This window comes from Pseudomonas sp. LBUM1649 (genome assembly GCF_059716155.1).
Genome location: NZ_CP166807.1, coordinates 5,602,094 through 5,618,713, shown reverse-complemented (window position 1 = coordinate 5,618,713; position 16,620 = coordinate 5,602,094). Strand labels below are relative to the sequence as shown.

Sequence of the window (16,620 nt, the reverse complement as noted above, 5' to 3'; positions counted from 1 at the left end):
CCTGATTTAACAGGCCACAAAGCTGATGGGAGAGGACTGAATGAGCAATGACGGCGTGAATGCAGGCCGGCGTCGCTTCTTGGTAGCAGCCACATCCGTGGTGGGTGCTGCAGGAGCGGTGGGGGCTGCGGTCCCGTTCGTGGGGTCATGGTTTCCCAGTGCCAAGGCGAAAGCCGCAGGTGCACCGGTGAAAGTGAATGTCAGCAAGATCGAGCCAGGCCAGCAGATGATTGCTGAGTGGCGCGGCCAGCCGGTGTTCATCGTCCGCCGTACCGAGGAAATCCTGGGGAATCTGAAAAAGATCGAGGGCCAGCTCTCTGACCCGACCTCCAAGAACTCGACACAACCGACCTATGTCGACCCCGAAACGCGGTCGATCAAGCCTGAAGTTTTGCTGCTGATCGGCATCTGCACGCACCTGGGTTGCTCGCCGACCTTTCGTCCCGAAGTCGCTCCCGCAGACTTGGGCAAGGACTGGGTAGGTGGCTATTTCTGCCCTTGCCACGGCTCCCACTACGACCTGGCTGGCCGCGTCTACAAGTCGCAACCTGCGCCTTTGAACCTGCCAGTTCCCCCGCATTCCTATGAAACCGATGACATCATCGTCGTTGGCGTCGATACGGAGAAAGCGTGATGAGCAAGTTCATGGATTGGGTTGATGCGCGCTTTCCCGCGACCAAAATGTGGGAAGACCATCTCAGCAAGTACTACGCCCCGAAGAACTTCAACTTCTTCTATTTCTTTGGCTCCCTGGCGCTGCTCGTTCTGGTCAATCAGATCGTTACCGGTGTCTGGCTGACCATGAGCTACACCCCGTCGGCGGAAGAAGCCTTCGCTTCCGTCGAGTACATCATGCGCGACGTCGAGTACGGCTCGATCCTGCGCCTGCTGCACTCCACCGGCGCCTCGGCGTTCTTCGTCGTGGTCTATCTGCACATGTTCCGTGGTTTGCTCTACGGTTCGTACCAGAAGCCGCGTGAGCTGGTGTGGGTCTTCGGCATGCTGATCTACCTGGCGCTGATGGCCGAAGCCTTCATGGGCTACCTGCTGCCGTGGGGGCAGATGTCCTACTGGGGCGCCCAGGTGATCATCTCGCTGTTCGGTGCGATCCCGGTCATCGGCAACGACCTGACCCAGTGGATTCGTGGTGACTACCTGATTTCCGGCATCACCCTGAACCGCTTCTTTGCCTTGCATGTGGTTGCACTGCCCATCGTGATTCTCGGCCTGGTGGTGCTGCACGTCCTGGCGCTGCACGAAGTCGGTTCGAACAACCCGGACGGTGTGGACATCAAGAAATACAAAGACGAAAACGGCGTACCGCTGGACGGCATTGCCTTCCACCCGTACTACACCGTGAAAGATATCGTCGGCGTGGTGGTGTTCCTGTTCATCTTCTGTTCGATCGTGTTCTTCTTCCCGGAAATGGGTGGCTACTTCCTCGAGAAGCCGAACTTTGAAGTGGCGAACGCCTTCAAGACCCCAGAGCACATCGCTCCGGTCTGGTACTTCACGCCTTTCTACGCGATCTTGCGCGCGGTTCCGGACAAGCTCCTGGGTGTGATCGCCATGGGTGCGGCCATCGCCGTGTTGTTCGTCCTGCCATGGCTGGACCGTAGCCCGGTCAAGTCGATGCGCTACAAGGGCTGGATGAGCAAGATCTGGCTCTGGGTGTTCTGCATTTCGTTCGTGATCCTGGGTGTGTTGGGTGTTCTGGCTCCGACTCCAGGCCGTACGTTGCTGTCGCAGGTATGTACCTTCCTGTACTTCGCCTACTTCATTCTGATGCCGTTCTACACCAGGCTCGAGAAGACCAAACCGGTTCCGGAAAGGGTGACTGGCTGATGAAAAAACTATTTGCTGTACTGATTCTTGCTGCCCTGCCGGTGTTGTCCTTTGCGGCTGAACAGGGTGGTCCCGAGCTGGAAAAAGTCGACATCGACGTTTCCGACAAGGCTGCGATGCAGGATGGCGCGCGTACGTTCGCCAACTATTGCATGGGCTGCCACAGCGCCAAGTTCCAGCGTTATGAGCGTGTTGCCGATGACCTCGGCATTCCACATGAGTTGATGCTCGACAAGCTGGTGTTCACCGGTGCCAAGATCGGCGATCACATGAACATCGGCATGCAGCCGGCTGATGCCAAGACCTGGTTCGGTGCGGCGCCGCCCGACCTGACCCTGGTCGCTCGTGTGCGTGGCACCGATTGGCTCTACGGTTACCTCAAGTCGTTCTATGAAGATCCGTCGCGCCCATGGGGTGTGAACAACAAGGTCTTCCCGAACGTGGGCATGCCCAACGTGCTGGTCGGCCTGCAAGGTCGTCAGGTCGTCGGTTGCAAGCAGGTTCAAATCGTCGAGGACGGCAAGAAGCAATATGATCCGCTGACCGGTACGGCGCTGACTCATGAAGCGTGCGATCAGCTGACCATCGTGCCGAAGAGTGGTGCCCTGACCGAAGAGCAGTTCGATGAGAAGGTCAAGAATCTGGTAACCTTCCTGGCTTACTCGGCTAACCCGGTTAAGCTGCAGCATCAGCGCATCGGTACGTACGTATTGCTGTACCTGGCGTTCTTCTTCGTATTCGCTTACTTGCTCAAGCGCGAATACTGGAAAGATGTGCACTGATAAAGCTTCAAGCAATTGCTGTTAATCGCGCGCGCCCAAGGGCGCCTCTGAAGGGTAACGAGCCTGGTGAGCCAGGCGTTACGGGAGGCGCCCTCTGGGCGCGCTCGTTTTTCCGCTTCCGATAATTTCAACAAGCGAGGAGGATCGCCATGGGCGTGACCAATCGGTTGGCCTGTTACTCCGACCCCGCCGACCACTATTCCCACCGAGTGCGAATCGTACTGGCAGAGAAGGGTGTCAGCGCCGAGATCATTTACGTGGAGGCTGGTCGCCAGCCGCCTAAACTGATCGAAGTGAACCCTTACGGCAGCTTGCCGACGCTGGTCGATCGTGACTTGGCGTTGTGGGAGTCTACGGTGGTGATGGAATATCTGGATGAGCGTTACCCACACCCGCCGCTGTTGCCGGTCTATCCGGTGGCGCGTGCCAACAGTCGTTTGCTGATTCATCGTATTCAGCGTGACTGGTGTGGTCTGGTGGATCTGATCCTGGATTCGCGGACCAAGGAAGCGGCGCGTGCCGTGGCGCGCAAAGAGCTGCGCGAGAGCCTGACGGGCGTGTCGCCGCTGTTTGCCGACAAGCCGTTTTTCCTCAGTGAGGAACAAAGCCTGGTGGATTGCTGCCTATTGCCAATACTCTGGCGATTGCCGATTCTGGGTATAGAACTGCCGCGGCCAGCCAAGCCGCTGCTTGATTACATGGAGCGCCAGTTTGCGCGTGAGGCTTTCCAGGCGAGTCTGTCTGGTGTCGAACGCGACATGCGCTAAGGCTTAAGGAGCCGCTATGAACTCCAGTCGACCTTATCTGGTCCGTGCGCTCTACGAGTGGATTGTTGATAACGATTGCACCCCGCACATGCTGGTCAATTCCGAGTATCCCTCGGTACAGGTACCGCAAGGTTTTGCCAGTGATGGACAGATCGTCCTGAACGTATCGCCACAGGCTGTGCGTCATTTGCACATGGACAACGAGGCGGTGAGCTTCGAAGGCCGCTTTGGTGGGGTGCCGCATACCCTGTACGTGCCTATCGCATCGATCCTGGGCATCTACGCCCGGGAGAATGGCCAGGGCATGGTGTTCGATCTGGAGTCGCCCATGGAGGACGAGGAAGAGATCGAGCCGGATGATGATATTCCGCCTCCGGACAGCGAGCCACCGCGGCCAAGCGGGAGACCCAGCTTGAAGGTGGTGAAATAAAAAAGGGCGATCCGTAAGGATCGCCCTTTTTTATTTCTGTAGGAGCGAGCTTGCTCGCGATGGACGTTAACGATAACGCGTGCTGTCTGAATGAACGCGTGATCCGGACGTTTTTCGCGAGCAAGCTAGCTCCTACAGGGGGGTTAGTCGATGTACTCGAACAGTTTGACGATCTTCTGCACCCCGGAAACCCCTTGCACCAGGCTCGTCGCCTGAGCGGCTTCCTGCTTGGTCAACAAGCCCAGCAGGTAAACGATGCCGTTCTCGGTGACAACCTTGATGCGCGAGCCGGGGATGTTCGGGTCGGTGAGCATCTGGGTCTTGATCTTGGAGGTCAGCCAGGTGTCGTTCTGGCGGGCAAGGAAGCCGGAGGGTGGCAGAACCTGCAGTTCGTTGTGGACCGTCTTCACCCGCTGAACGGCTGCAGCGGCTTGTTCGGCCTTGGCCTTGAGGTCGGCACGCGGGGTTTGCCCGGCGAGCAGCACGACGCCGTTGAAGCTGGTGACGACAATGTGCGAGTCGTTGTCCAGGGCCGGATCGGCCTTGGCGATGTTGACGCCGACCTTGGTGTCGATCAACGAATCGTCGATCTTGCTGCCAAAAGTGCGGGTGCCGCGGTCATCTTCAATCGGTGCTTCTCGGCTGGCATTAACCACCGAGGTGCAGCCGCTGATGCCGAGGCAGAGGGTCAGGGCCAGTAGGCCGAGGCGATTAGGGGTCATTCTTCACTCCCGAACAGTTGGCTGTCGATCAAGTCGCAAAGGCAGTGGATCGCCAGCAGGTGGACTTCCTGGATACGTGCGGTGACGTTGGCCGGTACGCGAATCTCGACGTCCTCGGGCAAAAGCAGCGACGCCATGCCGCCGCCATCGCGACCGGTCAATGCTACGACAATCATTTCGCGATCATGTGCGGCCTGGATCGCTTGGATTATGTTTGCCGAGTTGCCACTGGTAGAAATTGCCAGCAGTACATCGCCCGGCTGGCCGAGTGCACGGATCTGTTTGGAGAAAATTTCGTTGTAGCTGTAGTCGTTGGCGATCGAGGTGATCGTCGAGCTGTCCGTGGTCAGCGCAATGGCGGGCAGGCTCGGACGTTCGCGCTCGAAGCGGTTGAGCAGCTCGGACGAAAAGTGCTGAGCGTCGCCAGCAGAACCACCGTTGCCGCAGGAAAGCATCTTTCCCTCGTTGAGCAAGGCGTTGACCATCACCTGGCTGGCTTGCTCGATGTGCGGTGCAAGTACTTCCATCGCCTGTTGCTTGGTGTCGATACTGGCCTGAAAAAGCTGGCGAATTCGGGATTGCATGTCCATCTGTGTGACCTTAATGAGCGCGGCTGTCCGGCACGTGAATGTGCAGCCCGCAAAGCAAAGAGCAAAAGTGTTGAGTGGTAGTGTCCGGTTCGGGGCGTAGGCAATCAGCTGTCGAAGGCATTTTGCAACCAGTTCAACTGATCGAGGTCGCTGTCGATCGCAACCACGTCGAAGCGGCAAGGGGAGTTGGCCCAGCGCGACTCTCGCTGAAGAAAATACTGCGCGGCAAAAATCAGTTTTTGCCGTTTGCGCTCATCGATGCTATCGAGCGCACCACCCCATTGAGTGTTTTTTCTGTAGCGAACTTCAACGAATACTACTGTATCGCCCTCCAGCATGACCAGATCAAGCTCGCCACGTTTGCACAACCAGTTCTGCGCCAGTAGCTGCAGGCCGTGTTGCTGAAGATGCTCGAGCGCATGGCGCTCGGCATCTTTACCGCATTGCTGGCGTGACCTTTCAGGCATCAGCGTGGGGTGTTCGGCAAGCGTTGAACCTGGCCATTGACGAACTCCGCCCATGGCAACTCACGCACCACCCGCTGGTTCTGGGACATGCTCAGGCTGCCCGATTGACCTTCGATACGGCTATCCGGCAGGGCCTTGAGCTGGCCCAGGCGTGGTGCCAGGCGATAGGCGTCCACGCCCATGGCGTACAGGCGGCCCAGGCTGCCGGCCGCTTGCGGCCATTGCGCGGTTACCTGGCGACGCAATGGGTCATTGGCGTCCAGCAACCATGGGGTTTCGCAGAAGCGCACGCCATTCATGTCGTTGTACTGGTTGACGTCGCCGCTGGCGCTGAAGACGTGGGACGTGGCGTAGACCGGAACGTCACCTGCGTACTGGAAATTCAGGGTCGGTTTGATCTGCTGCGCTTGTTGTGGCGTTGCGGCGAGGAAAATGAACTCGATGTCCTGGCGGCGCGAAGGCTGGGCGGCTACCTGCGAGCCAACAGTGGTTTGCAGGCTCTTGGCGCGACCTTCACTCTGGCGCAGCTGGAACATGTCGGCAATCTGCTGGGCCAGTTGTACCGGCTGATCGACGCGCTCGGTGGCGACGATGCTGCCGCCATTGGCTTGCCAGTCCTGGCTGAACGCCTTTAGTACGCGGTCGCCCCATTCGCCTTTGGGCACCATGATGGCGGCGCGATGCAGGCCGTCGGCGCGAGCGCGGCGAGAGACTTCGCGAGCTTCGTCTTCAGCGGCCAGGCCGAACTGGAACAGCTGGGCTGGACCTTGTGCGCCTTCGCTGTAGTTCAGTGCCAGTGTGGTGATCGGCAGTTGCGGGCGGGCGCTGAGCTGTTTAACCAATGGTTTTTCCAGAGGGCCGACGACCAGTTGCACGCCATCGGCCTGGGCCTTGCTATAGAACTCGTCGAGCGAGGTCAGGCGCGAGCTGTCGTAGAACTCGATGGCTGGAGGTTTCTGCCCGGCTTGTTGCGCCTGGTAGTGGGCGGCCATGAAGCCTTCGCGCAATGCTTTGCCGACCGACGCCAGCGGGCCGTCCTGCGGCAGGAGCAGGGCAATTTTGCTCAGGGGCTGGCTGGCCAGGTCCTTGAGGTTGGTCAGTGGCAGTGGCAGCTGGATGGCGGCCGGGTGTTTCGGGTTCTGCGCGCGCCAGTTGTCGATCGCTGCCTGCTGCTGTTCGAGGGTGCCGGCAGATTTCACCGCCAGCGCCAAGGCCATCCAGCCGCCAAGATCGTCGGTGGTGGTCGGCTGCAATTGATCGGTCGGCAGCGAAGCGATCAGGACCCAGATCGCCTCGTGGTTCTTGCTGGCCGCTTCACCGCTGAGCATGGGTGCGATGAAGATGCGTTCCCGTGCAGCGGCGAGGGTCTGGCCATCGGCTTCAAGGGCGCGGGCGTGAACGGTGCCGGTGCGCACCTGTTGCTCTTCCGGCATTTCACCGAGGCGCTGCAGGCTTGGATGGCTCAAGGCGCTCAGCGCAGCTTTCGGCTGATTGCGTGTCATGGCCAGTTCAGCCGCCAGGGTGTTGGCGAAGATCTGCTGGCCCGGCTTGAGTGTTTCCACGGGAACCTGTTGCAGGATCTGCGCGGACTGGCCGGCATTGCCCTGGCGATAGGCCAGGTCGGCTGCGCTCAGGCGCAGCAGCGCCGCGTCTTCCGGTGTTTTGCTTTGGGCGGCCTTTTCGAGCAGTTGCTCGATGCTGGCATCCGGGGTCCGTGGAAGTTCGCCAAGGCTGGAGGAGGGCGAGCTGGCGCAAGCCGCCAGCAAGGCAGCGAGGCATAGGGCAGAGAACAGCCGCAGGCAAGCGATCATGTAGTGTTCCTGATACTCGATCAAATTAGCGTGGAATTGTACCCAAGCACTGGCCGGGGCGCGATGTTGCTGGTGTGAATCGACCAATTTAGCTGGTGTAAATGTTGCTGAGCGGCACAAAAGGCTGCAAAAGCGGGTGCTGCTTGCCCGTATCGCGAGCGTCGCTACGCGCTACAATGGCCGTTTTATCGATCATGAGGTGTGCGCTTTGACTGCTCCAGGTGCTTTGAATTCCGCTGCTGGCTCGCTATATGTGGTGGCGACGCCCATCGGCAACCTGGACGATATCAGTGCCCGGGCGCTGAAGATTCTGCGTGAGGTCGCCTTGATTGCCGCCGAGGACACCCGTCATTCCCAGCGCCTGATGCAGCATTTCGGCATTCCCACGCCCCTTGCTGCCTGTCATGAACACAACGAGCGCGATGAAGGTAGTCGCTTTATTACCCGCTTGCTCGCGGGTGACGATGTCGCGTTGATCTCCGATGCTGGCACGCCGCTGATTTCCGATCCGGGCTATCACCTGGTCCGTCAGGCGCGTGCGGCGGGCATCAATGTGGTGCCGGTGCCGGGGGCTTGTGCGTTGATTGCGGCCCTGTCGGCGGCGGGTTTGCCATCGGACCGTTTCATCTTCGAAGGCTTCCTGCCGGCCAAGGCGGTGGGGCGGCGTGCGCGTCTGGAGCTCATCAAAGAGGAACCGCGCACGCTGATTTTCTACGAGGCGCCGCACCGTATCCTTGAATGCCTGCAGGACATGGAGCAGGTGTTCGGCGCCGAGCGCCCGGCATTGCTGGCGCGCGAACTGACCAAGACGTTCGAAACGCTCAAGGGCTTGCCGCTCGCCGAGTTGCGCGAGTTCGTCGAGTCGGACAGTAACCAGCAGCGTGGCGAGTGTGTGGTGTTGGTGGCGGGCTGGACGGCTCCCGAGGAGGAAGGCGCTGTCAGCAGTGAAGCGATGCGCATCCTCGATCTGTTGCTCGAAGAGATGCCGCTCAAGCGCGCCGCGGCGTTGGCCGCGCAAATTACCGGCGAACGCAAGAATGTTCTCTATCAGGTTGCGCTGGATAAACAGAAAGGTGAGTAAAAACCCGACGCGCTGGCGGGGCTGGAGGCGTTTATCGCTTGTTCTTCGGCCGCTCTGCCGTTAACCTTCGCGGCGGAGAGTCGATCGGACAGTCGCTGCCCTCTATGAAAATTAGGGGGGGGAGGAAAGTCCGGGCTCCATAGGGCGAAGTGCCAGGTAATGCCTGGGAGGCGTGAGCCTACGGAAAGTGCCACAGAAAATAACCGCCTAAGCGCTTCGGCGCCGGTAAGGGTGAAAAGGTGCGGTAAGAGCGCACCGCACGTCTGGCAACAGTTCGTGGCTAGGTAAACCCCACTTGGAGCAAGACCAAATAGGGTCCCAAGGCGTGGCCCGCGCTGGGACCGGGTAGGTTGCTAAAGATGTCCAGTGATGGCCATCGTAGACGAATGACTGTTCAAGACAGAACCCGGCTTACAGATCGACTCTCCACCTTTTTTCTCCCCTCTGCTTAAATCATTGAGCAGGGGTCCGATGATGGCAATTTCCCTCCTTCCTCAATCGTCCTCATTATCACTTTCGTAATATCAAAAAAATCTTACTCTTAATAAATCACTTTAACTTCTGAACGCAGCCCCTTGTGCTGATTCAAGTTGTTGGGCAGTTTCAACCGCCCGATCCTGCTAGCTCCTCTCTTTATGCTCCTAAATCTCAGTTCTGTAAGGGTTTTCCTTTAATCCGCGCCTTGACGGTGCGGTGGGCGCATTCCTATAGTGTGCGTAAGTGGCGAAAAGTGGCATGAAGTGGGTTTTTTGAGCTAAAAACGCTAGAATTTGGAGAAACGCTGACGTGTTTCGCGGAGCCAACGCTATCAGTCTCGATGCAAAGGGCCGTCTCGCCATGCCGAGCCGGTACCGCGACGAGCTGGTTTCGCGTAGTTCCGGTCAGTTAATCGTCACAATTGATGCCGTTGATCCGTGTTTGTGTGTTTACCCCCTCGATGAGTGGGAAATTATTGAAACCAAACTGCGCGCACTGCCTTCGCTTCACGAAGCGAACCGCCGTCTGCAACGTTTACTGATTGGTAATGCCGTCGACCTCGAGCTCGATGGCAGTGGTCGTTTTCTGGTTCCGCCGCGTCTTCGTGAATATGCCAAGTTGGATAAGCGCGCGATGTTGGTAGGCCAACTCAACAAGTTCCAATTGTGGGACGAGGATGCCTGGGATGCGGTTGCTGCCGCTGACCTGGCTGCTATTCAAGAACCGGGCGCGATGCCTGACGAACTGCGTGAATTGATCCTGTGACTATAGATAGCGGCTTTAACCACATCACCGTACTGCTTGACGAAGCCGTCGAGGCTCTCGCCGTACGTCCTGATGGCTGCTATCTGGACGGCACGTTCGGACGCGGCGGACACAGCCGGTTGATCCTCAGCCAGCTCGGTCCCGATGGTCGGTTGCTCGGGTTCGACAAAGACCCTCAAGCGATTGCCACCGGGCAGACGCTAGCGGCCGAAGACGGCCGCTTTGTCGTTGTACAGCGTAGCTTTGCCGAGCTGGGTGCGGAAGTTGCCGCGCGCGACATGAACGGCAAGGTCAGCGGTGTGTTGCTGGACCTTGGCGTTTCTTCGCCACAGCTGGATGATCCTCAGCGCGGTTTCAGCTTCCTCAACGATGGTCCGCTGGACATGCGCATGGACCCGTCCCGCGGGATCAGCGCTGCCGAATTCGTCAATACCGCGCCCGTGGAAGAAATCGCCCGGGTGTTCAAGGAATACGGCGAAGAGCGTTTTTCCGGGCGCATGGCCCGTGCCGTGGCCGAACGTCGTGATATCAAGCCGTTCGAACGCACCGCCGATCTGGCTGAAGTCCTGAAAGTTGCGAATCCGGCCTGGGAAAAGGGCAAGAACCCGGCAACCCGTGCATTCCAGGGCCTGCGCATTCACGTCAACAACGAACTGGGTGATCTGGAAGCCGGCCTCGAAGCGGCGCTGGAGAGCCTGGAAGTGGGCGGTCGCCTTGTGGTCATCAGCTTCCATTCGCTGGAAGATCGCATCGTCAAGTTGTTCATGCGCAAGCTGGTCAAAGGAGAAGCTGACAACCTGCCACGCAACCTGCCGGTTCGGCACGTCGCTTTCGAACCGAAAATCAAAATCCATGGCAAAGCGCAGACGGCCTCCGACGCCGAGCTGAAGGCCAACCCACGTTCCCGTAGTGCTGTCATGCGTGTGGCGGAGAAGCTGCGGTGAGCAAGCTTTTCGCCAAGCCACTTCCCGGCGGAAGCTTTTTCATGCTGCTGTTGTTCGTTGGCGTGCTCGTGTCGGCAATTGGCGTGTCCTACAGCGCACACTGGAACCGCCAGTTGCTGAACGCGCTGTACGGCGAATTGAGCGTGCGCGACAAGGCGCAGGCCGAATGGGGTCGCTTGATTCTTGAACAAAGCACCTGGACCGCCCATAGCCGTATCGAAGTGCTGGCCACCGAACAGCTGAAAATGCGCATTCCCGGCGCCGCCGAAGTGCAGATGGTGGCGCCATGATGAAACTCGAAGGCGCTCTTTTTCCATGGCGCTTCCGCCTGGTGCTGGGTCTGCTCGGCGTCATGGTGGCGGCGATCGCCTGGCGCATCATTGACCTGCAAGTGGTCGACCGTGCCTTCCTTAAAGGCCAGGGTGATGCGCGCAGCGTTCGGCATATTCCGATTCCGGCTCACCGTGGCCTGATCACCGACCGTAATGGCGAACCTTTGGCTGTCAGTACCCCGGTCACCACCCTGTGGGCCAATGCCAAGGAAATGCAACTGGCCAAGGAAAAGTGGCCAGCACTGGCTGCTGCGCTGGGGCAAGACCCCAAAGCCCTGGCCGAGCGCCTTGAGGCACAAGCCAACAAGGAATTCATTTATCTGGTGCGCGGGCTGACGCCTGAGCAAGGCCAGGCCGTACTCGACCTGAAAGTGCCGGGTGTCTACGGGATCGAAGAGTTCCGCCGTTTCTACCCGGCCGGTGAGGTCACCGCCCATATGGTCGGCTTTACCGACATCGATGACCACGGACGGGAAGGCGTCGAGCTTGCCTACGATGAATGGCTGGCCGGGGTCCCCGGCAAACGACAGGTGATCAAGGACCGGCGCGGCCGGTTGATCAAGGATGTCCAGGTCACCAAAAACGCCAAGGCCGGAAAGCCCTTGGCGTTGTCCATTGACCTGCGCCTGCAATACCTGGCCAACCGCGAGTTGCGCAACGCGATCATCGAGAACGGCGCCAAGGCCGGCAGCCTGGTGATCATGGACGTGAAGACCGGCGAAATCCTCGCCATGGTCAACCAGCCGACCTACAACCCGAACAACCGTCGCAACCTGCAACCGGCGATGATGCGTAACCGCGCGATGATCGACGTGTTCGAACCGGGCTCGACCATGAAGGCGATCTCCATGAGCGCGGCCATCGAAACCGGGCGCTGGAAACCGAGCGACACTGTCGAGGTGTATCCGGGCTCCTTGCAGATTGGCAAGTACACCATCAAGGACGTATCCAAATCCGAAGGACCGGTGCTCGACCTGGCCGGCATTCTGATCAATTCCAGTAACGTCGGCATGAGTAAGATCGCGTTCGATATCGGTGGCGAGACGATTTTCCGTCTCGCACAGAAAGTTGGTCTCGGCCAGGATACCGGCCTCGGCTTCCCGGGCGAGCGTGTCGGCAACCTGCCGAACTACCGTGAATGGCGCAAGGCTGAAACCGCCACGCTGTCCTACGGCTACGGTGTTTCGGTGACGGCGATCCAGTTGGTTCACGCCTTCTCGGCGCTGGCCAACAACGGTCGCCTCGCGCCACTGACGCTGATCAAAACCGACAAGGCGCCGCAGACCACCCAGGTGCTGCCGGAAGCAGTCGCGAAAACCATGCAAGGCATGCTGCAGCAAGTGATCGAAGCGCCGCGCGGTGTATTCCGTGCGCAGGTGCCGGCCTATCACGTGGGCGGCAAGTCCGGTACTGCGCGTAAAACTTCGGTCGGCACCAAAGGTTACGCCGAGAACTCCTACCGCTCGCTGTTCGCCGGTTTCGGCCCGATGAGCGATCCGCGTTACGCCATCGTGGTGGTTATCGACGAGCCGACCAAGGCCGGTTACTTCGGCGGTCTGGTGTCTGCGCCGGTGTTCAGCCGCGTGATGTCCGGCACCCTGCGTCTGATGAACATCACCCCGGACAACCTGCCACCTACCCAACAAGCGAACGCAACGCCGGTCGTTCCACTAAAAGCCAATGGAGGGCGCGGCTGATGTCTTTGAGCCTGAACAAGATTTTTCCCCACGCCGGCCACGATCTGTTGATCCGTGAATTGGCGCTCGACAGTCGCAACGTACGCGCCGGTGACTTATTCCTCGCGGTGCCGGGCGGCAAATTCGACGGCCGTGCGCACATTGCCGATGCGCTTGCGCGCGGTGCGGCGGCTGTGGCTTATGAAGTGGAAGGCGCCGCTGTGCTGCCGATCACTGACGTGCCGCTGATTCCGGTCAAGGGGCTGGCGGCGCAGCTGTCGGACATCGCCGGGCGCTTTTATGGCGAGCCGAGCCATCACCTGAAACTGGTGGGCGTGACCGGCACCAATGGCAAGACCAGCGTGACCCAACTGGTGGCCCAGGCGCTGGATCTGCTTGGCCAGCACTGCGGCATTGTCGGCACCCTCGGCTGCGGTTTTCATGGCGCGCTGGAAAGCGGCCTGCACACCACGCCCAACCCGATCGCGGTGCAAGCGACCTTGGGCGACTTGAAAAAGGCCGGGGCCAAGGCGGTTGCCATGGAAGTCTCGTCCCATGGTTTGGATCAGGGCCGGGTCACCGCGCTGGCGTTCGACGTAGCCGTGATGACCAACCTGTCCCGCGACCACCTGGATTACCACGGCACCATGCAGGCCTATGGCGAAGCCAAGGGCAAGCTGTTTGCCTGGAACGATCTGAAATGCCGGGTGATCAACCTCGACGACGAGTTCGGCCGGAAACTGGCCAACGACAAGCGCGAATCACGGCTGATCACCTACAGCCTGCTCGACAGCAGCGCTTACCTCTATTGCCGCCAGGCGCAGTTCGACGACGAAGGCGTGCGTGCCACGTTGGTCACGCCCCAGGGCGAACATCACCTGCGCAGCACGTTGCTGGGTCGTTTCAATCTGAGCAACGTTTTGGCGGCGGTTGGCGCCTTGCTCGGTCTGGATTACGCACTGGACGAAATTCTCAAGGTGCTGCCGAAACTCGAAGGCCCGGCCGGGCGCATGCAGCGCCTGGGTGGTGGTACCCAGCCGTTGGTGGTGGTCGATTACGCCCACACCCCGGACGCACTGGAAAAAGTCCTGACGGCCCTGCGCCCTCACGTCAAAGGCCGGCTGCTGTGCCTGTTCGGCTGTGGCGGCGACCGCGATCGCGGCAAGCGTCCGCTGATGGCCGAAGTGGTCGAGCGTCTGGCCGATGGCGTGCTGGTCACCGACGACAACCCGCGCACTGAAGACCCGGCAGTGATTTTCGACGACATCCGTGCCGGTTTCACCGCGGTGGATAAAGTGACCTTCGTTGCCGGCCGTGGCCAGGCAATTGCCCAGTTGATCGCCGGTGCGTCGGCGGATGACGTGATTGTCCTGGCCGGTAAAGGTCATGAGGACTATCAGGAAATCAACGGTGAGCGTCATGCCTTCTCCGATCTGGTCGAGGCCGATCATGCCTTGACCGCGTGGGAGGTGGCCCATGCTTAAAGCCTTGAAACTGAGCGAACTGACCGGCGCGCTGAGTGCGCGGTTGATCACCGCTGACGCGAGCTTCGACGCCGTCAGCATCGACAGTCGCGCGATCAAGCCGGGCCAGCTGTTCATTGCCTTGGCCGGTCCACGCTTCGATGGCCATGACTACCTCAATGAAGTAGCGGCCAAAGGTGCCGTGGCAGCCCTGGTCGAGCGCGAAGTCGCCGACAGCACGCTGCCGCAATTGCTGGTGGCCGATACCCGCCAGGCCTTGGGGCAACTGGGCGCGCTGAATCGCGCGGCGTTCACCCAGCCAGTCGCCGCCGTCACCGGTTCCAGCGGCAAGACCACGGTCAAGGAAATGCTCGCGAGCATCCTGCGTACCCGCGGTCCGGTGCTGGCCACCCGTGGCAACCTGAACAACGACCTCGGCGTGCCGCTGACCCTGCTCGAACTGGCGCCGGAACACACCGCCGCCGTGATCGAACTCGGTGCTTCGCGCCTGGGTGAAATTGCCTACACCGTGGGCATGACCAATCCCCATGTGGCCATTCTGAACAATGCCGGGACCGCCCACGTTGGCGAGTTTGGCGGGCCGGAAAAAATCGTCGAAGCCAAGGGCGAGATCATTGAAGGGCTGGCGGCCGATGGCGTCGCCGTTCTCAATCTGGACGACAAGGCTTTTGACATCTGGAAGACCCGTGCCGGCGAGCGCAAGGTTCTGACATTCGCCCTGAGTAACGTCAGTGCCGATTTCTACGCCAGTGATCTGGATCGCGACGCCCGCGGTTGCCCGGCGTTCAACTTGCACAGTCCTGAAGGTGTGGAGCGCGTTCAACTGAACCTGCTCGGCACCCATAACGTCGCCAATGCCATGGCCGCCGCGGCTGCCGCCCATGCCCTGGGTGTGTCGCTGTTCGGCATCGCCACCGGCCTCGGTGCAGTGCAACCGGTCAAGGGTCGCACTGTCGCGCAACTGGCCAGCAATGGCATGCGCGTGATCGATGACACTTATAACGCGAACCCCACCTCCATGTGCGCTGCCGTTGATATACTGGCCGGCTTTTCCGGTCGTACCGTTCTGGTGCTCGGGGATATCGGCGAGTTGGGCGACTGGGCGCAGCAGGGGCACCGCGACGTGGGCGACTACGCCCGTGGCAAGGTTTCTGCGCTGTACGCCGTCGGGCCGATGATGGTTCACGCCGTCAACGCCTTCGGACCACAAGCCTTTCACTTCAGCACGCAGGCTGAACTGATTAAGGCCCTGGGGGCCGAGCAAGACACAAATACCACCATTTTGATCAAGGGCTCGCGCAGTGCTGCGATGGAAAACATCGTTGCCGCTTTGTGCGGGACCAGTCTGGAGAAACATTAATGCTGCTGCTGCTAGCGGAGTATCTGCAACAGTTCTACAAAGGCTTCGCGGTCTTCCAGTACCTGACCCTGCGCGGGATTCTTGGTGTGCTGACCGCGCTGGTTTTGTCGCTGTGCTATGGCCCGTGGATGATCCGCACCCTGCAGAACCGTCAGATCGGCCAGTCAGTTCGCAACGACGGCCCGCAATCGCACCTGTCCAAGTCCGGCACCCCGACCATGGGCGGCGCACTGATTCTATCGTCGATCGGTGTCAGCACCCTGCTGTGGGCTGACCTGACCAACCGTTATGTCTGGGTCGTTCTGTTGGTAACCCTGTTGTTCGGGGCCATCGGCTGGGTCGACGACTATCGCAAAGTGATCGAAAAAAACTCCCGTGGCTTGCCGAGTCGCTGGAAGTACTTCTGGCAGTCGGTGTTCGGCCTGGGCGCGGCGATCTTTCTTTACAAGACCGCGGCGACGCCGGTGGAAACCACGCTGATCCTGCCGATGCTCAAGGACCACAGCATTGCCCTGGGTGCAGGTTTCATCGTCCTGACCTATTTCGTGATCGTGGGCTCGAGCAACGCGGTCAACCTGACCGACGGCCTCGACGGCCTGGCGATCATGCCGACCGTGATGGTCGGGGGTGGCCTGGGGATCTTCTGCTACCTGTCGGGTAACGTGAAATTCGCCGAATACCTGCTGATCCCTTATGTGCCGGGCGCGGGTGAGCTGATCGTGTTCTGCGGCGCGCTGATTGGTGCGGGCCTCGGGTTCCTGTGGTTCAACACCTACCCGGCGCAGGTTTTCATGGGTGACGTCGGCGCGCTGGCGCTGGGCGCGGCCCTGGGCACCATCGCAGTGATCGTCCGCCAGGAAATCGTCCTGTTCATCATGGGCGGCGTGTTCGTGATGGAAACCCTGTCAGTCGTCATTCAGGTTGCTTCCTTTAAACTGACCGGTCGCCGTGTGTTCCGCATGGCACCGATTCACCACCACTTTGAACTCAAGGGCTGGCCCGAGCCACGCGTGATCGTCCGTTTCTGGATCATCACCGTGATTCTCGTGCTGATCGGCCTTGCCACCCTGAAACTGAGGTAGAAACT

General features: G+C 59.9%; 17 protein-coding genes and 1 other RNA gene. 14 read left to right on the top strand and 4 right to left on the bottom strand.

The genetic code is table 11. The annotated features are described in order from the left end of the window. The first annotated feature begins 40 nt into the window (after positions 1-40). The 5 genes from petA to ACA058_RS25930 all read left to right on the top strand — a co-directional run bounded on the left by petA (position 41) and on the right by ACA058_RS25930 (position 3,824). Entirely contained in the window at positions 41-634 is a 594-nt protein-coding gene (petA, locus tag ACA058_RS25950) for a ubiquinol-cytochrome c reductase iron-sulfur subunit (RefSeq protein ID WP_008060255.1), read from the top strand. After that, on the top strand, positions 634-1,845 hold the full coding sequence (locus ACA058_RS25945) for a cytochrome b (protein ID WP_497636509.1): 1,212 nt from the start codon (positions 634-636) through the stop codon (positions 1,843-1,845). The genes petA and ACA058_RS25945 overlap by 1 nt, the downstream gene beginning before the upstream one ends. Further along, positions 1,845-2,627 (top strand): cytochrome c1, encoded by a 783-nt coding sequence (locus ACA058_RS25940; protein ID WP_497636508.1) that lies wholly within the window; start codon positions 1,845-1,847, stop codon positions 2,625-2,627. Before ACA058_RS25945 ends, ACA058_RS25940 begins: the two co-directional genes overlap by 1 nt. Positions 2,628-2,776: 149 nt before the next feature. Then, a complete protein-coding gene (locus ACA058_RS25935) occupies positions 2,777-3,394 on the top strand; it encodes a glutathione S-transferase N-terminal domain-containing protein (protein ID WP_007972581.1) in 618 nt (205 codons plus the stop codon). Positions 3,395-3,410: 16 nt separating this feature from the next. Next, positions 3,411-3,824, top strand: coding sequence for a ClpXP protease specificity-enhancing factor (locus ACA058_RS25930; protein WP_007943725.1), 414 nt, complete (start codon positions 3,411-3,413; stop codon positions 3,822-3,824). Positions 3,825-3,967: 143 nt separating this feature from the next. On the opposite strand, the gene ACA058_RS25925 is transcribed toward ACA058_RS25930, so the two are convergent. From ACA058_RS25925 to ACA058_RS25910, 4 genes are all read right to left on the bottom strand, one after another. Further along, positions 3,968-4,546, bottom strand: coding sequence for a BON domain-containing protein (locus tag ACA058_RS25925; RefSeq protein WP_150702954.1), 579 nt, complete (start codon positions 4,544-4,546; stop codon positions 3,968-3,970). Then, a complete protein-coding gene (locus ACA058_RS25920) occupies positions 4,543-5,136 on the bottom strand; it encodes a phosphoheptose isomerase (RefSeq protein ID WP_007972584.1) in 594 nt (197 codons plus the stop codon). Before ACA058_RS25920 ends, ACA058_RS25925 begins: the two co-directional genes overlap by 4 nt. Positions 5,137-5,240: 104 nt before the next feature. After that, positions 5,241-5,603 (bottom strand): YraN family protein, encoded by a 363-nt coding sequence (locus ACA058_RS25915; RefSeq protein WP_459732693.1) that lies wholly within the window; start codon positions 5,601-5,603, stop codon positions 5,241-5,243. Further along, positions 5,603-7,414 (bottom strand): penicillin-binding protein activator, encoded by a 1,812-nt coding sequence (locus tag ACA058_RS25910; RefSeq protein ID WP_497636507.1) that lies wholly within the window; start codon positions 7,412-7,414, stop codon positions 5,603-5,605. The genes ACA058_RS25915 and ACA058_RS25910 overlap by 1 nt, the downstream gene beginning before the upstream one ends. A gap of 208 nt (positions 7,415-7,622) precedes the next feature. Between ACA058_RS25910 and rsmI the strand changes: the two genes are divergently transcribed. The 9 genes from rsmI to mraY all read left to right on the top strand — a co-directional run bounded on the left by rsmI (position 7,623) and on the right by mraY (position 16,615). Then, the gene (gene rsmI, locus ACA058_RS25905; protein ID WP_497636506.1) at positions 7,623-8,495 is read left to right on the top strand and encodes a 16S rRNA (cytidine(1402)-2'-O)-methyltransferase; all 873 of its coding nucleotides are present in this window, start codon (positions 7,623-7,625) and stop codon (positions 8,493-8,495) included. A gap of 76 nt (positions 8,496-8,571) precedes the next feature. Further along, an RNA gene (rnpB, locus tag ACA058_RS25900) (RNase P RNA component class A) lies at positions 8,572-8,925 on the top strand. A gap of 356 nt (positions 8,926-9,281) precedes the next feature. Continuing rightward, positions 9,282-9,737 carry a division/cell wall cluster transcriptional repressor MraZ gene (gene mraZ, locus ACA058_RS25895; protein ID WP_033040298.1) on the top strand — a complete coding sequence of 152 codons (456 nt, stop codon included), beginning with the start codon at positions 9,282-9,284 and terminating at the stop codon, positions 9,735-9,737. Continuing rightward, entirely contained in the window at positions 9,734-10,681 is a 948-nt protein-coding gene (gene rsmH, locus ACA058_RS25890) for a 16S rRNA (cytosine(1402)-N(4))-methyltransferase RsmH (protein WP_497636505.1), read from the top strand. The genes mraZ and rsmH overlap by 4 nt, the downstream gene beginning before the upstream one ends. After that, positions 10,678-10,971: a cell division protein FtsL gene (gene ftsL / locus ACA058_RS25885; protein WP_497636504.1), complete on the top strand. Its 294-nt coding sequence runs from the start codon at positions 10,678-10,680 to the stop codon at positions 10,969-10,971. Before rsmH ends, ftsL begins: the two co-directional genes overlap by 4 nt. Further along, complete coding sequence (locus ACA058_RS25880; protein WP_497640002.1) at positions 10,971-12,710, top strand: peptidoglycan D,D-transpeptidase FtsI family protein; 1,740 nt, start codon at positions 10,971-10,973, stop codon at positions 12,708-12,710. The genes ftsL and ACA058_RS25880 overlap by 1 nt, the downstream gene beginning before the upstream one ends. Further along, positions 12,710-14,173, top strand: a complete 1,464-nt coding sequence (locus tag ACA058_RS25875) for a UDP-N-acetylmuramoyl-L-alanyl-D-glutamate--2,6-diaminopimelate ligase (protein ID WP_497636503.1) — start codon at positions 12,710-12,712, stop codon at positions 14,171-14,173. Before ACA058_RS25880 ends, ACA058_RS25875 begins: the two co-directional genes overlap by 1 nt. Next, entirely contained in the window at positions 14,166-15,533 is a 1,368-nt protein-coding gene (locus ACA058_RS25870) for a UDP-N-acetylmuramoyl-tripeptide--D-alanyl-D-alanine ligase (protein WP_497636502.1), read from the top strand. The genes ACA058_RS25875 and ACA058_RS25870 overlap by 8 nt, the downstream gene beginning before the upstream one ends. After that, positions 15,533-16,615, top strand: a complete 1,083-nt coding sequence (gene mraY, locus ACA058_RS25865; RefSeq protein WP_497636501.1) for a phospho-N-acetylmuramoyl-pentapeptide-transferase — start codon at positions 15,533-15,535, stop codon at positions 16,613-16,615. The genes ACA058_RS25870 and mraY overlap by 1 nt, the downstream gene beginning before the upstream one ends. The last annotated feature ends 5 nt before the right edge of the window (positions 16,616-16,620 follow it).

Bases quoted from the DNA above. Each gene is read 5' to 3' on its own strand.
- petA (WP_008060255.1), top strand. From the start codon at position 41: ATGAGCAATGACGGCGTGAATGCAGGCCGGCGTCGCTTCTTGGTAGCA.
- ACA058_RS25945 (WP_497636509.1), top strand. From the start codon at position 634: ATGAGCAAGTTCATGGATTGGGTTGATGCGCGCTTTCCCGCGACCAAA.
- ACA058_RS25940 (WP_497636508.1), top strand. From the start codon at position 1,845: ATGAAAAAACTATTTGCTGTACTGATTCTTGCTGCCCTGCCGGTGTTG.
- ACA058_RS25935 (WP_007972581.1), top strand. From the start codon at position 2,777: ATGGGCGTGACCAATCGGTTGGCCTGTTACTCCGACCCCGCCGACCAC.
- ACA058_RS25930 (WP_007943725.1), top strand. From the start codon at position 3,411: ATGAACTCCAGTCGACCTTATCTGGTCCGTGCGCTCTACGAGTGGATT.
- ACA058_RS25925 (WP_150702954.1), bottom strand. From the start codon at position 4,546: ATGACCCCTAATCGCCTCGGCCTACTGGCCCTGACCCTCTGCCTCGGC.
- ACA058_RS25920 (WP_007972584.1), bottom strand. From the start codon at position 5,136: ATGGACATGCAATCCCGAATTCGCCAGCTTTTTCAGGCCAGTATCGAC.
- ACA058_RS25915 (WP_459732693.1), bottom strand. From the start codon at position 5,603: ATGCCTGAAAGGTCACGCCAGCAATGCGGTAAAGATGCCGAGCGCCAT.
- ACA058_RS25910 (WP_497636507.1), bottom strand. From the start codon at position 7,414: ATGATCGCTTGCCTGCGGCTGTTCTCTGCCCTATGCCTCGCTGCCTTG.
- ACA058_RS25880 (WP_497640002.1), top strand. From the start codon at position 10,971: ATGAAACTCGAAGGCGCTCTTTTTCCATGGCGCTTCCGCCTGGTGCTG.
- ACA058_RS25875 (WP_497636503.1), top strand. From the start codon at position 12,710: ATGTCTTTGAGCCTGAACAAGATTTTTCCCCACGCCGGCCACGATCTG.
- ACA058_RS25870 (WP_497636502.1), top strand. From the start codon at position 14,166: ATGCTTAAAGCCTTGAAACTGAGCGAACTGACCGGCGCGCTGAGTGCG.
- mraY (WP_497636501.1), top strand. From the start codon at position 15,533: ATGCTGCTGCTGCTAGCGGAGTATCTGCAACAGTTCTACAAAGGCTTC.